This is a genomic window from Cupriavidus sp. DL-D2 (assembly GCF_039710735.1).
Lineage (GTDB): Bacteria > Pseudomonadota > Gammaproteobacteria > Burkholderiales > Burkholderiaceae > Cupriavidus.
Map to the genome: position 1 here is coordinate 66,201 of NZ_JBDKXK010000025.1, position 13,562 is coordinate 79,762.

Below are 13,562 nucleotides of genomic sequence, written 5' to 3' on the forward strand. Positions count from 1 at the left end.
ACCAGATGCCTGCGTGGATCCATCGGTGGGGAGGTCTGGCTCCATCGTGTGCCGATCGCCCGGTGCAACATGTCCTGGCCAAAGATCAGCCCATGCTTACAGCAGGAGTACGCCGCCATGTCCTTGCAAGATCCCGTGGTCGACGCCACGGCTCCCCTCGCGCCCTATGACCCCCGGTACGATCCGCTCGTCGCCCGTACACCGGGGCGCGGCACCGAGTACGCGCCAACGTATTGGGTGGATACCGCTGGCGCGCCGCCGCCGGACGATGGCCCCGTGCAGGGCGATATCGATGCCGATGTCGTGATCGTGGGCGCCGGCTTCACCGGACTTTCGACGGCCCTGTTCCTGGCACGAGAACATGGCATCCGCGCAGTGGTGCTCGAAGCGAACCGCACCGCGTGGGGATGCACCAGTCGCAACGGCGGGCAGGGGCAGAACGCGAGCGGACGGCTGTACCGTTCGCAGTGGATCGAGCGTTGGGGGAAATCCACCGCGTTGCGGCTCGATGCCGAGATTCGCGAAGGCTTCGAAACGTTTCGCAGTCTCGTGGAGGAAATTCCCGAATGCGAGCCGCAACCGGGCGGCCACCTCTACATCGCGCATCGCGAGCACAAGCTCGAATTTCTGCGCAACGAGACGCGCGTGATGCGCGATGTGTTCGGATACGACGCCCGCATGTTGAGCGCACAGGAAGTGCGCGAGCAATATGTGGGAGATGCCGAATGCTTCGGCGCGCAGCACGAGCCCGATGGTATCGGCGTGCATCCGCTCAGGCTCGCTCACGGCTATCATCGGCGCGCCCGTGCGCTGGGCGCGAAGATCCATACGGCCAGTCCTGTGACGGGCTTCGCGGCGCGCGACGGCGTGTATCACCTGCAGACACCGGGCGGCGTGGTCCGCGCACGTGCCGTGGGGTTTGCCACGGGCGGCTATACGAGCTTTGGCCTGCATCCCAGTCTGGACGCGAAGGTGATGCCGATCCTGTCCAACTCGCTCGTGACGCGCCCACTGACCGACGCCGAGATCGAGGCCACGGGATTCCGCACGCATCAGGTCATCACCGATACGCGCACATTGCGCTACTACTACCGCCTGCTGCCGGATCGCCGCATCCAGATCGGCAGCCGTAGCGCCATCACCGGTGCCGATGCGCCCAATCCGCGCCATATGGCGGTGCTGGTGGATGGCCTGCATCGGAAATTCCCCGCGCTGAAGGGGATCGACGTGGACTACTCGTGGTGGGGGTGGGTCGATGTCAGCCACGACATGATGCCGCGCGTGGTGCAGCCCGATACGCACGAAAGCGTATTCTACGCGCTGGGCTATGGCGGCAACGGCGTATCGTTCTCCGCGCACGCAGGGCGCCGGCTGGCGGAACGCATCGCGGGCAAGCGCGGCGCGGATCTGGATCTGCCGATCTATCGCTCGGCACTCGACTACCCCTTCCTGTTCAATAACATCGGCCTGCCGCAGTCGCGCTGGTTTGCCCCGGTACGTCGCCTCGGGCAGCAGGTGCTGTATCACTGGTATCACGCACGCGACGAGCGGCGGTGAAAGAAATGGACGCGGCGGACCTCGCGCGTAGCAGACCGCGATGGCCGCGGCCATCGCAAAACGCCGAGATTGTCAGGTTCACAAACGCATGGATTGCGTTGCATCGAGCGCATTGCAAATACCTCAGTTCCGAGATTTTCAGGCTGCGTAAAGCTGGATAACGTGCTGCGCGCAGGTCCACGTTAACGCTCGGATTGAAGCTGATATGACAAGCGTCGGAGATAGATTCCGGTTGGTAGCAGGAAAGCAGCAGTCGTATTCTCATGAGGTGGTGCGCAGCGGTGGCGCAAAGAGGGGGCGACCATGATCGATCGGTCGAAACTCACCCCACCCATCGTGGATAACGACGAGATCGTCGTTTATCAGGCCCGCTTCGAGGCTGACCGCGGCCAGATCGTCCGTGTCGCACTGACACCCAGCAGCGACACGCGCATCAAGGAAATTCTCGTCGATCCGCGCAGGCCGATTCCGGTGATCTTCCTGCCAGGCGTCATGGGCAGCATCCTGATGAACAAGGATACGGGCGAGGAGGTGTGGGACCCGCCCAACACGGACAGCATCGTCGCAGAAATTGCCGGGCTGCCAACGGTCATCAGCGGGTGGTTCCAGAGCGCGAAGACCCGCGCCGAACGCTTTGATCCGGTGCCCGCCATGGTGGACCCGCGCGGCACGTTGATCGACATCGACCCCGACAAACTCGGCTTCGACGCCGACGAAGCGCGCCGCCGAGGCTGGGCCACCGTCCACCGTTCCAGCTATCAGCGCGTGCTGGAATGGCTGCAAATTGCCCTCGACAAACCGATGTACCGCGGCGTACTACAGGGCGAATGGATCCACGGCAGCGAGGACGGCGAGATCACGGCACTGAAGGCGATACTGGGCACGCACCCCTCTGAGTACGGCGGATTTGGTGAAGGCGAAGCGCTCACGCCCGATTCGGAAGTGTTCAAGACCTTCATGAAGTACCGCTATCCGGTTTATGCGATTGGCTACAACTTCCTGCAGTCGAATGAACAGTCGGCGAAGGATGTACTGGATGGGGTGAAGTTCGAGGATGAAGACGGGAATCGCTTCCACGTCATGGGCATCCGGGAAATCTGCCGCGAGAACCGCACGGACAAGGCCATCGTCATCACGCATTCGATGGGCGGGTTAGTGGCGCGCATGGCTTCGGCACTATGCGGTGGATCGGAAGACATTCTCGGCGTGGTCCACGGCGTGCAGCCGGCAACCGGCGCGCCGGTGTTTGCCAAACGATTCCGCACCGGGGCGGAAGGTGACAACTTCCTGGAACGACTGATCAACCAGTTCCTGATGGGCCGGGACGCGGCGGAGTTTGTTGCCGTTGCGAGTTATGCACAGGGGCCAATGGAGTTGGCGCCGATGCCGGATTACATGAATGGCGAGCCGTGGTGGATTGTGGTGGATCGAAAGGGTCGGGAGCGGTTGCGAATGCCGGAGACCAATGCGGTGAATGATCTTTACACCAGCGGTGCATGGTACGGGCTATTGCCTGACCCGGGAATTCTGGATCCGGCTGGCGTAGTGAGGAAGTACCTCGACAGTATCCACTGCAAAGACAGTGTCCATGAGCACTACATCAAAACAATGAAGCAGGTTGGGAAAAGACACAGAGCATTGACCAATGCCTATCACCCCAACACCTATGCGCTATTTGGGAGCGGCGCGATTGCGCCAAATGAATGCGGTGAAATCCGCGAAAAAAGCAAAGCGGAAGCCGACCTGCTGGCATTCGGGAAGGTGATCTGGCAAGGGGACATCCCGGATGGCATCACCGCCGAGCAACTGAAGGCCGGAACACTGCACTACGATAACGGCAAGGGGGAGATGAAGCTGCAGGTCGCTGGGCAAACCGTGACACTACGCGTGCAGAACGAGACGCGCGCGCTGAGTCGCAAGGATGGCTATCTGAAGGACAACGGTGTAGTGCCAGGCGACGGGACGGTTCCTCACTCTTCTGCGGAGGCACAAGGGCGCGGGCTGGTTGCCGGCGTGGCAGGTAACCGTGCGAAGGGCGTGCACATGGCGTTCAGGCAACAAGGATACGAACATCAGTCCAGTTGCCTGCATCCATGGTCTCGCTGGGCCACGCTCTATAGCGTCGCGCAGGCCGTCTATCGGGCCAAGCGGGGGAATCTCAAATGACGATGTCCCTCCGTGTGTCACACGCGCTGCGTGCGATGTTGCTTGCGAGCGCCGTCGCCATCTCCGCTTGCGCTAACTCCCCCAATCAGGAACCCATGATGAAAGACAACCCCGTTATCGCCAACCTGCGTCCGTGGTGTATCGGTCGAATGGTATTTGATCGACCGGCCGCGAGCAGCATGCATGCCGAGAGATATGAATATGCGGGCAGCGAAATTGTTGTGGAGCCCGATAACAGCAAGGAACGCTTCGATCGTCTGATGGCGGCGCGAGAAAAGGAACTGCGGGAGAAGAAGCGGACGTTCACGATCTCTTACAAGGAAATGTTGAGTAAAGGATTGAATTCCATGGATGTTGAGACGTCCCTTCCGTATCTGGAGAAGATGGCGACTCCATCACCGAACAGCCGACTCTTCATCCACGTGGACGAACATGTCACGGCCTATAGCCTTCTGCTCGACGCAGAAGGCTACATTCTGGCGGGCCGGAATCTCCTGAAGCTAAAGGGCGTGCTCAACAAAACCGCGGTGGATGACGTCATCCGAAGAAACTCGGTCTGGTACAAGGAGACCGTCGCCCGAGACGACTGGACCGTCCCCACCGAGCGCGGCTTCTGCATCAAAAGCGCGCTGATTGGCGGGCCGCCGTTCCCCGTGGAAAACGTAAAGCAGATATTCCAGATGTATGCGGGGCGCCCGGCGTTGTTCAGTATCAAGATGCGAAACTCGTTCGACTTCGATCAGAAGACCTCGCTGCTGAATGCGATTCCCGATCTACGTCGACGTCTTGATAAAGCCTTGCTGTTCAACAAGGTTCGCGTTCTGCGTGCCGGCAAGCGCGAGTTCGCGGGCATGCAGGCGGAAGAGGTGTTACTCGCGATGAAGGACAACGGGGTCGAGATGTTCCGCTTCCATCTGATTGCGCCGGGCACCGAAGGTGACAATGCAAAGCCATATGCGGAACTGGAGCTTAGACTCGGCGCCGAGCCACGCTACTATCGAACAGCCGAGCAATCTACCTCGCTGGTCGACGAAGCCGGCGCCCTGCAAGCCTGGGACACGCTGCTCGACAGCTTCCGTTTGCGTCCGGGGGCGCTGTAAGCCGCTTTGCCATCCCGTCGCCGCGCAATCCATGGAGGCATTGCGCAGCGGTCTTGGCCGGCACCTTCACCTGCATCATGTTGGAAGCCGATTCTTCGAGCACGCCAGTGGGCTTGCCCGACGAGTCGCGCCGGATCACGCCACCTGCCGGGTCCGGCGTGCTGGCGTCGATGCCTGCTGCAGCGAGCGCGGCGGAGTTGGCCACGGAGAGATGGCCGGAGATATGGCTGATGAAGATGGGGCGCGTGGCAGACACCTTGTCCAGGTCTTCGCGCGTCGGATGGCGCTGCTCGGCCAGCAAGGTGTCGTCGTAGCCGGACCCGGTGATCCAGCTTGCGGCATCGGCTTCGGCCAGCTTCGCGCGCAGGCGAGCAAGAATGGTGTCGATGCTGTCCACGGTGCCAAGCGGCGGGCTGTTGAGATCGACATCGAACTGCCCCGTCAGCCCCGAGTACAGAAAGTGACTGTGCCCATCGTAGAAGCCCGGTATCAGCGTCTTGCCTGCGAGATCCACCACCGAGGTCTGCGTGCCGATGTACGCGCGCATGGCATCTGTCGAGCCGGTCGCCAATACCTTGCCATCGCGTACCGCAATGGCTTGTGCCTGGGTGTCGGCGGCGTCGACGGTCAGCACTTCGCCATTGCGATAGACGACATCGGCGGCGTTACCGCTCTTGTCGACGGCGGCCCTTGCATTCTCGTCGCTGCCGCAGCCGGCAAGCGCCGCGCAGAGCGCGAGGGGAATGAGCGGGAAGAAGGGGACAAGCGTAGGGCGACCCTGCAATTTCACGTTGTTCTCCTGAATCGATATCGCCTGGATTGACGAATGCGGCGATCTTAGAAGTCACAACGTGCAGCCAATGGGTCCATTCGCGCGAGGGCATGAAGCCAGCCGCGAACGGTTCGCTACGAATCGTCAGCGTGGCATGTCGCGGAACACCTGGCCCAGCAACGCGATCCCGGGTTCGATCTGCGCTTCCGCAATCGCGCCGAAGCCCAGACGGAAATACTCCGAAGGGCGATCTGCGCCAAAGAAGTGGATGTCGCCCGGCTCGATCAGCACCCCGCGCCGTGCGGCCAGCCGTTGCAGCATCCACGTGTCGGTGCCGGACGGCGCCTGCATCCAGAGCGACGAGCCGCCCGAGGTGCCGCTGAAACGGCAGTCAGGCATATGCTGCTGCACGGCAGCGGTGATGGTGCGCCATTTGCGCGCGAGCACTTCGCGATTGCGCCTTGCGTGATCGTCGCCATAGCCCATTGACAGGAACAGCGCCATTGCGCGCTGGTTGTTGAGGGGAGGATGACGATACATGAAGCGGCGTAGTGCACGCAGTTCCGCGATAAGCGGTGGATCGGCCACCACGAAGCCCAGACGCACACCGGGCAACAGGTTCTTGGTGAGGCTTCCCAGATAGATCACACGGCCGCCGTTGTCGAAACTCTTCAGTGCAGGATGATTGCCGCCGAGGTCGTTGTGCTCGGTGTCGTAGTCGTCCTCGACGATCACCAGATCCTGGCTGCGCGCGCGTTCGAGCAATTCCATGCGGCGGTACACGGGCATGGTTGTGCCAGTGGGCGATTGATGGCTAGGCGTGCAGAACACGACGTCGCAATCATCGAGTTGCGGACCGGGCACCAGTCCCTGACTGTCCACCCGCAACGGCTTGAGCTGGCATCCCGCTAGCGAAAAGATATTGCGCGCATCGACATAGCCCGGATTCTCCATGCCCATCACCATGCCGCCGTGGCCCAGCAACTGACCGAGCAGATAGAGGGAGTTCTGCGTGCCAACGGTGACGAGTACCTGCGACGGCGTGGCCTGGATAGCGCGGCGCGGCAGGATGCGCTGGATGATCTGCTCCACCAGCAGCGGATCGTCGAGCGTGACCTGGTCATCGACCCAGCGCGACATATGGGCGCGCAGCGTGGCCAGCCGGTTGCAGTTGCGCCAGCGCGCGGCGGTCATCTCGTCGTACTCGACCTGACCGTAGATGAACGGAAAGCGGAACTCGCGCCAGTTCTGCGGCTTGACGATGACCTGTTGCGTCGAGGGACGTTGCCGCAGGCGCGTGCCCCAGTCCAGGGATAGCGGCACGCCCTCGAACAGGGAATCCGGCACGGGCTTGATGCGCATGCGCAGTTGCTGGCGCACGAAAGCTTCGTTGATGAAGTAGCCACGGCGGCTGGCGGGTGTGAGGAAGCCGTCCTGCACCAGTTGCTCGTACACCAGCACCACGGTATTGCGCGAGACCTTCAGCAGCTTGCTGAGTTCGCGCGAGGAAGGCATGGGCTCCGTGGGGAGTTGTGCACCGTCCAGCAAGGCATTGAGCAGGTTCTCGCGCAGTTGCTCCTGCAGACCGCGGCCAGGTTCGAAGGGGCGCAGATACCGCTCCAGCATCGGGGACTTCCTTGTTTGGGTTGATTGGCTCGCTTCTTGCGAACCTGGCACCAGCCCAGGTCGCTTCTGGATCCAAAGCAATTTGCAAGCCAGTCCTACCATTGGTTCCGTTATCCCCATCCCATCATTTCGGAGCTAGTCATGAATCATTCCGTTGCTTCCCGCGTTCGCCGGTGCCTGCTGGCTTGTGGTGTCGCGATGTTGTCCGGTGCCGTCGCGCTGCCGACGCTGGCGCAATCGACACCATCCGCACCCACCGTCACGATCGGCGTGCAGAGCATGTTTGGCCCGTGGAAGAAGGCCATCGCGGACAAGGAGTTCGAGAAGGCCACCGGATGGAACATCAAGTGGCGCAGCTTCGATAGTGGTGGCGATGTGATGACCGCCATGGCATCGGGCGATGTGCAGATCGGCGTGGCGGGCAGCAGTCCCGTTGCGGCGGCCGTCAGCCGGGGCGTGAAGGTGGAGGTGTTCTGGATTCTCGACAACATCAACGAGGCCGAGGCATTGGTGGTGCGCAACGGTGCGGGGATCGACAAGCCGCAGGATCTGGTGGGCAAGCGCCTGGCCGTACCGTTTGTGTCGACGACGCACTTCCATACGCTGTTCGCGCTGGAGCACTACGGCATCGCCGGCAAGGTGAAGGTCATCAACCTGCAGCCCTCTGACATGCCGGCCGCATGGTCGCGCGGTGACATCGATGCCGCGTTTGTGTGGGACCCGGCACTGGGCAAACTCAAGCGCGACGGCAAGGTGCTGCTGACGTCGGGTGACCTGACCAAACTGGGCAAGGCCACGTTCGATGCGCTCGTGGTCAGCAAGGATTTCGCGGCAAAGAACGCCGAGGGGATGAAGGCGTTCACGCGTGTGCTGGAGCAATCGACTGCCGATTATGTGAAGGCACCGAAGTCGTGGACGGCCAGCTCGCAGCAGGTGATCAAAGTGGCGAAGCAATCGGGCGCCACGCCGGAGGAAGTGCCCGGCGTGCTGGCGCTCTACCAGTTTCCGCTGGCAGCAGAGCAATCGGGCAAGGCATGGCTCGGTGGTGGCAAGGATGGTGTGGCAGCGCGCGCTTTGGCCGCGACGGCCGAGTTCCTGAAGGAACAGAAGAAGGTGCCGGCGGTGCTGCCCGACTACAGCGTCGCCATCAATCCGGCCTTTGTCGAAGCGGTTGGCGTGGTCAAGTAAGCATGGCAATCACGTACACGCCGGGAGCGGCAACATGACTTTGAATCTGAACCTCCGCGATGTGTCGGTGGTGTATCCCGGCCGGGTCAAGGGCCAGCAGGTAGTTGCCCTGTCCGGCGTGAACCTGCAGATTGCTGCCGGTGATTTCGTTGTGGCGCTGGGCGCGTCGGGCTGTGGCAAGACAACGCTGCTGAACCTCATGGCTGGCTTTATCCAGCCGACCCGGGGGCTGATGACGCTGGGGCACTACACCCGCACGCCGCCGGTGGACGCCCAGGCTGGCACGGGTCTGCGCGACCAGATCACCGGACCGGGCGCCGATCGGGGCGTGGTCTTCCAGAAACACGCGCTGCTGCCGTGGCTCAATGTGCTGGAGAACGTAGCGTTCGGGCTGAAGCTCAAAGGTGTCGCAAAGAAGGAGCGCGAGGAACGGGCCATGCATTTCCTGACGCTCACAGGGCTGGCGGATTTCCGGCATCACGCCGTCTATCAGTTGTCGGGCGGCATGCAGCAGCGTGTGGGCATTGCCCGTGCGCTGACCAATGATCCGCACATGCTGCTGCTGGATGAACCGCTGGGGGCGCTCGACTCCCTGACGCGCGAGCGTCTGCAGGAACTGATCCTCGATATCTGGCATCGCACCAGCAAGATGATGTTCTTCATCACGCACGACGTGGAAGAGGCGTTGTTCATGGGCACGCGGTTGATCATCATGTCGCCGCGGCCAGGGCGTATCAGTCATGAGATCCCGATCGATTTTGGGCGGCAGTTCCTGCAGTCGCGCAACGCGCGCGAGGTCAAGTCGAGCCCGGCATTCATCGCGCTGCGTGAGCGTGTGCTGGGCATCATTCACGGCGATGAGGAGATCGCGGCATGAACAGCATCCAATCCGTGAATCCCGCATCCAGCGAGTCTGGCATGACGGACATTCCCATGGCTGCGCCAACGCGCACGAGTCTGCTTGCACGTATGCGTCGCGCGGCCCCGGCGCGGCCAGGCGAGCAATACGGCGCGCCCGGCAATGGGTCGAGCTGGCGTATCAGTTTGCTGACGGTGATCGTGGTGCTGGCGGCGTGGACCGCTGCCACGCATTTCGGCTACATCGAACCGCTATTCCTGCCGTCACCGCAATCGGTCTGGTTGCAGTTCATCGACGTGCTGACCGAAGGGTTTGCCGATGCCACGCTGATGACGCACGTGGGATGGAGTGCGATGCGGGTCTTCGGCGCATTCGTGCTGGCCGTGCTGACCGCAGTGCCCGCTGGCGTCATGATGGGCGTGAACCGCGTGGCGCGCGGTCTGCTCGATCCGCTGGTGGAGTTCTATCGCCCGCTGCCGCCGCTGGCATACCTGCCGCTGGTGGTGATCTGGCTCGGCATTGGCGAAGTCTCGAAGATCGTACTGATCTATCTGGCGATGTTCGCGCCGCTCGCGCTCAGTGCCCGTGCGGGCGTACGCTCGGTAGCCATCGAGCAGATCCACGCCGCGTATTCGATGGGTGCCACGCGCTCGCAAGTGCTCTGGTACGTGATCGCGCCTGCGGCGTTGCCCGACATCCTCACCGGCATGCGGATCGCCATCGGATTCGGCTGGACCACATTGGTGGCCGCAGAGATGGTGGCTGCCACGGCCGGGCTCGGCTTCATGGTGTTGAGCGCATCGAAGTTCATGGTGACCGATGTCGTCATCATGGGCATCCTCGTCATCGGCGCCATGGCTCTGTTGTTCGACGTGGTCATGCGCTGGCTCGAACGTCGACTGGTGCCGTGGAAGGGGCGCGGCTGATCGCTAGCGGGCAGCATTCTTCGCCAGGAACCTGTCCAACTGGCTGGCGAAGGTCTTGCTGTCCTGCGGCGAGAACGGCGCGGGGCCACCCGTGTCGATGCCCGAGGCGCGGAGCTGGTCCAGCACGTCGCGCATCGTCAGGCGCTCCTGGATGTTCTCGCGGCTGAACCAGGTGCCGCGTGGATCGAGTACGTGCGCGCCCTTGTCGAGCGCGGCAGCGGCAAGGGGGATGTCGGCGGTGATGACGAGGTCGCCGGACTCCGCCAGTTCGACGATGCGCTGGTCTGCCACGTCGAAGCCCGCAGGCACCTGCAATGACTTGATGAAACGGGAAGGCGGCGTGCGGAGATACTGGTTCGCCACCAGCGTGACAAGGATTTCCACGCGCTGGGCGGCGCGGAACAGGATGTCCTTGATGACAACCGGGCAGGCGTCTGCGTCAACGAGAATCTGCATTGCAGAATACCGGGAGTGGGCGGGCGCCCATTCTACTGCGTGCCTGCGGGGGAAAGCCGTGCGTTTTCGACAATTTCCATCGCTGACGGGAATGCGGCACACCACGCCGAGGCTATTGTCCCTGCCAATACCAAGGAGACAATATGGACCGGCCCGACATCTACACGCGACTCACGGAACTCGGTGTGGCGCTACCCACCGCAACGTTTCCCGCAGCGGCGTACACCATGTGCACGCAAAGCGGCAAGCTCGCCTATCTGTCGGGCCATCTGGCCAAGCAGGATGGCATCGTGTGGAAGGGCCGGCTCGGTGAAACGCTGACGACGCAGGACGGACAGCTTGCCGCGCGTGCCGTGGCCATCGATCTGCTGGCCACGCTGCATGCGCAGATCAAGGATCTGAACCAGGTGCGCCGCATCGTCAAGATGACGAGTCTCGTGAACTCAACGCCTGCTTTTACCGAGCAGCATCTGGTGACCAACGGTGCATCGGAATTCTTCGCCGAGGTGTTTGGCGAGAGCGGCAAGCATGCGCGGAGCGCGTTCGGCGTGACACAGCTTCCGCTCGATGCCTGCCTCGAAATCGAACTGATTGCCGAACTGAACTGACACCGGAGCGTGATCGTGAACGAACTCTGGCGTCTATCGGCAACCGAACTGGCATCGCTGGTTCGCAATCGCGAGGTGTCCGCGCGCGAGGCTGCTGCCTCGGCGCTCGAACGCCTCGACGCGGTGAATCCATTGATCAACGCCGTGGTCGCGCATCGTCCGGAATGGGTGATGGCGCAGGCGGACGATATCGACAAGACCTTGGCGCGCGGCGAAGACCCCGGCCCGCTGGCTGGTGTGCCCGTCACCACCAAGATCAACACTGACCATGCGGGATATGCCACGACCAACGGCACGCGCCTGCAAGAGGGCGTGGTGGCCAAGGCCAGCAGTCCGGCCGTCGATAACCTCGCGCGTGCCGGTGCCATCCTGCTGGGGCGCAGTAATTCGCCGACGTTTGCGCTGCGCTGGTTCACGAGCAACCTTGTCCACGGCAAGACGCTCAATCCGCGCAATGCGGCACTGACGCCTGGCGGTTCGAGCGGCGGCGGTGCAGCGGCGGTGACAGCCGGCATCGGCTGCATCGGACTGGGCACCGATATCGGCGGCTCGATCCGCTATCCCGCGTATGCATGCGGCATCCATGGCTTGCGCCCCTCGTTCGGTCGAGTTCCGGCTTTCAATGCTGCGCTGCCCGAGCGTCCTATCGGCGCGCAGTTGATGTCCGCAACGGGTCCGATGGCACGGACCGTGGCGGATCTCGAAGTCGCCTTGGCGGCGATGTCGGCGCCCGATGTCCGTGATCCATGGTGGGTGCCTGCACCGCTGAATGGTCCCGACGTGCCGCTGCGCGCTGCCATCTGTCTGCGTCCGGGTGGCATGACGATCTCGCCGGAAGTGGAAGCGGCGCTGCGCGATGCGGGGCGCAGGCTGGTCGATGCGGGATGGATCGTGGAAGAAATCGACGATACCCCGCTGATCCGCGACGCTGCCGAAGTGCAGGAGCGCCTGTGGTTGGGCGATGGTTTCGCGGCGTTTGCCGACGCGGTGGCGCGTGATGGCGATCCCGGTGCTGCCGCCGTGGTGGAGCAAGTGCGCGCCAAGGTCAGTGCGATGCCTGCCGATGTGGTGAACAGTTCGCTGGTGCGACGCACGACGCTGACGCGGCAGTGGCGCCTGTTCCTCGCGAAGTATCCGGTGTTGCTGCTTCCGGTGTCGGGCGAACTACCGTTCCCCGATGGACTGGACTTGCAGGGTGCGGCAGGTTTCGCACGGGTATGGGAAGCGCAACTGACCATGCGCGCGCTGCCGGCGATGGGATTGCCGGGACTCGTGGTGTCCACGAACCTGATCGACTCCGTACCGGTTGGCGTGCAGATCGTGGCGAGCCATTTCCGCGAAGATCTGTGCCTACTGGCGGGCAAGGCCATCGAGGCGCGCGGCACGCCGCCTGCGCCGATCGATCCAGGCGCAGCAGGCATTCACGCTTCGCTGCGATAGTTGCGGGGGGCTTCGCCCAGCATCCGCTTGAACATGGCCGAGAACGCGCTGGGGCTGGCAAAGCCCAGTTCGTCGGCAATGCGGTTGATGGGGGTGTCCGCCTCCAGCATGGTGAGTGCCTGCGCGAGGCGGACCTGCTGCACCCAATGCCGATACGTCATGCCTGTCTCCTTGATAAAGAGACGAATCAGGGTGCGGCTGCTGGCGCCGACCACTTCCGACCATTGTTCGATGGTGCGCTGATCGCCCGGCGACGCGAGAATGGTTTCGCAGATCGCGATCAGTCGCCGGTCTCCCGGCCACGGGATTTCAATCGGCAGTGTCTGTGACGTCGCGAGCTTGTGGAGGATCAGCGTCACGATGCTCCGGTTGCACGCATCGTCGGGATAGAGCATTGGCTGCTCGACCAGCGCGAGGATCAGCTCGCGCAGCAGCGCATCCACTTCCACCACCTTCACGCGATCTCCCAATTGCCGCGCCTTCTTCTGGTCGATGTAGATCGTACGGATCTGCGTCGCGGTAAGCATCGCCTGATCGTGGACGATTCCCGCCGGAATCCACAGACCCCGCTGCGGCGGAATGAACCAGATGCCGTTTGCGCTGGCCACGCGCATCAACCCCTTGCTCGCGTAGAGCAACTGTCCGCGCGGATGGCTGTGCGGGGCGTTGTAGCTGCCTGCCTTTTTCTCGCTCGCGAAAGCCGTAATGACGCGGGGGACTTCCTGATAGTCGTGGTAGTTGTCGCTCCGGCCGGTCACGGCGGGTTTGTCACTTTGGCGACGAATTCTGGCATTCATGCGGTTATTGTCATCGTGGGGCGCGCCTACCATTTGATCACGGAACGCACGCGTTCATCGGATCAAT

General features: G+C 62.6%; 12 protein-coding genes. 8 read left to right on the forward strand and 4 right to left on the reverse strand.

The genetic code is table 11. The annotated features are described in order from the left end of the window. The first annotated feature begins 117 nt into the window (after window positions 1–117). The 3 genes from ABDB81_RS15820 to ABDB81_RS15830 all read left to right on the forward strand — a co-directional run bounded on the left by ABDB81_RS15820 (window position 118) and on the right by ABDB81_RS15830 (window position 4,823). Window positions 118–1,557, forward strand: a complete 1,440-nt coding sequence (locus ABDB81_RS15820) for an FAD-dependent oxidoreductase (protein WP_346812019.1) — start codon at window positions 118–120, stop codon at window positions 1,555–1,557. Window positions 1,558–1,860: 303 nt separating this feature from the next. Then, window positions 1,861–3,723: an alpha/beta hydrolase gene (locus ABDB81_RS15825; RefSeq protein WP_346812021.1), complete on the forward strand. Its 1,863-nt coding sequence runs from the start codon at window positions 1,861–1,863 to the stop codon at window positions 3,721–3,723. Then, window positions 3,720–4,823, forward strand: coding sequence for a T6SS immunity protein Tli4 family protein (locus ABDB81_RS15830; protein ID WP_137927108.1), 1,104 nt, complete (start codon window positions 3,720–3,722; stop codon window positions 4,821–4,823). Before ABDB81_RS15825 ends, ABDB81_RS15830 begins: the two co-directional genes overlap by 4 nt. Here ABDB81_RS15830 and ABDB81_RS15835 read toward each other — a convergent pair. Both ABDB81_RS15835 and ABDB81_RS15840 read right to left on the reverse strand, forming a co-directional pair. Beyond that, complete coding sequence (locus tag ABDB81_RS15835; protein WP_346812023.1) at window positions 4,738–5,613, reverse strand: amidohydrolase family protein; 876 nt, start codon at window positions 5,611–5,613, stop codon at window positions 4,738–4,740. The two genes, ABDB81_RS15830 and ABDB81_RS15835, sit on opposite strands and share 86 nt — an antisense overlap. A 126-nt stretch (window positions 5,614–5,739) precedes the next feature. Beyond that, entirely contained in the window at window positions 5,740–7,221 is a 1,482-nt protein-coding gene (locus ABDB81_RS15840) for a PLP-dependent aminotransferase family protein (RefSeq protein WP_346812025.1), read from the reverse strand. 141 nt (window positions 7,222–7,362) lie between these two features. Here ABDB81_RS15840 and tauA point away from each other — a divergent pair, with 141 nt between their 5' ends. The 3 genes from tauA to ABDB81_RS15855 all read left to right on the forward strand — a co-directional run bounded on the left by tauA (window position 7,363) and on the right by ABDB81_RS15855 (window position 10,194). Next, on the forward strand, window positions 7,363–8,409 hold the full coding sequence (tauA, locus tag ABDB81_RS15845) for a taurine ABC transporter substrate-binding protein (protein WP_346812026.1): 1,047 nt from the start codon (window positions 7,363–7,365) through the stop codon (window positions 8,407–8,409). A 34-nt stretch (window positions 8,410–8,443) separates the two neighbouring features. After that, window positions 8,444–9,286, forward strand: a complete 843-nt coding sequence (locus ABDB81_RS15850; RefSeq protein ID WP_346812028.1) for an ATP-binding cassette domain-containing protein — start codon at window positions 8,444–8,446, stop codon at window positions 9,284–9,286. 92 nt (window positions 9,287–9,378) lie between these two features. Next, window positions 9,379–10,194 (forward strand): ABC transporter permease subunit, encoded by an 816-nt coding sequence (locus tag ABDB81_RS15855; protein ID WP_237380714.1) that lies wholly within the window; start codon window positions 9,379–9,381, stop codon window positions 10,192–10,194. Window positions 10,195–10,197: 3 nt separating this feature from the next. Here the strand turns inward: ABDB81_RS15855 and ABDB81_RS15860 are convergent, their stop codons facing one another. Beyond that, complete coding sequence (locus ABDB81_RS15860; RefSeq protein WP_137927104.1) at window positions 10,198–10,650, reverse strand: YaiI/YqxD family protein; 453 nt, start codon at window positions 10,648–10,650, stop codon at window positions 10,198–10,200. A gap of 143 nt (window positions 10,651–10,793) precedes the next feature. On the opposite strand from ABDB81_RS15860, the gene ABDB81_RS15865 reads away from it, so the two are divergent. Together ABDB81_RS15865 and ABDB81_RS15870 are read left to right on the forward strand one after the other, a co-directional pair. Further along, window positions 10,794–11,258 carry a RidA family protein gene (locus ABDB81_RS15865; protein WP_137927103.1) on the forward strand — a complete coding sequence of 155 codons (465 nt, stop codon included), beginning with the start codon at window positions 10,794–10,796 and terminating at the stop codon, window positions 11,256–11,258. 15 nt (window positions 11,259–11,273) lie between these two features. Further along, entirely contained in the window at window positions 11,274–12,698 is a 1,425-nt protein-coding gene (locus tag ABDB81_RS15870; RefSeq protein WP_346812030.1) for an amidase family protein, read from the forward strand. Here the strand turns inward: ABDB81_RS15870 and ABDB81_RS15875 are convergent. Next, complete coding sequence (locus tag ABDB81_RS15875) at window positions 12,680–13,495, reverse strand: helix-turn-helix transcriptional regulator (protein WP_346812032.1); 816 nt, start codon at window positions 13,493–13,495, stop codon at window positions 12,680–12,682. The two genes, ABDB81_RS15870 and ABDB81_RS15875, sit on opposite strands and share 19 nt — an antisense overlap. Window positions 13,496–13,562: the final 67 nt, after the last annotated feature.

Excerpts from the sequence above, each read along its gene's own strand:
- ABDB81_RS15850 (WP_346812028.1), top strand. The coding sequence starts at position 8,444 with ATGACTTTGAATCTGAACCTCCGCGATGTGTCGGTGGTGTATCCCGGC.
- ABDB81_RS15865 (WP_137927103.1), top strand. The coding sequence starts at position 10,794 with ATGGACCGGCCCGACATCTACACGCGACTCACGGAACTCGGTGTGGCG.
- ABDB81_RS15875 (WP_346812032.1), bottom strand. The coding sequence starts at position 13,495 with ATGAATGCCAGAATTCGTCGCCAAAGTGACAAACCCGCCGTGACCGGC.
- ABDB81_RS15840 (WP_346812025.1), bottom strand. The coding sequence starts at position 7,221 with ATGCTGGAGCGGTATCTGCGCCCCTTCGAACCTGGCCGCGGTCTGCAG.
- tauA (WP_346812026.1), top strand. The coding sequence starts at position 7,363 with ATGAATCATTCCGTTGCTTCCCGCGTTCGCCGGTGCCTGCTGGCTTGT.
- ABDB81_RS15855 (WP_237380714.1), top strand. The coding sequence starts at position 9,379 with ATGCGTCGCGCGGCCCCGGCGCGGCCAGGCGAGCAATACGGCGCGCCC.
- ABDB81_RS15860 (WP_137927104.1), bottom strand. The coding sequence starts at position 10,650 with ATGCAGATTCTCGTTGACGCAGACGCCTGCCCGGTTGTCATCAAGGAC.
- ABDB81_RS15830 (WP_137927108.1), top strand. The coding sequence starts at position 3,720 with ATGACGATGTCCCTCCGTGTGTCACACGCGCTGCGTGCGATGTTGCTT.
- ABDB81_RS15825 (WP_346812021.1), top strand. The coding sequence starts at position 1,861 with ATGATCGATCGGTCGAAACTCACCCCACCCATCGTGGATAACGACGAG.
- ABDB81_RS15820 (WP_346812019.1), top strand. The coding sequence starts at position 118 with ATGTCCTTGCAAGATCCCGTGGTCGACGCCACGGCTCCCCTCGCGCCC.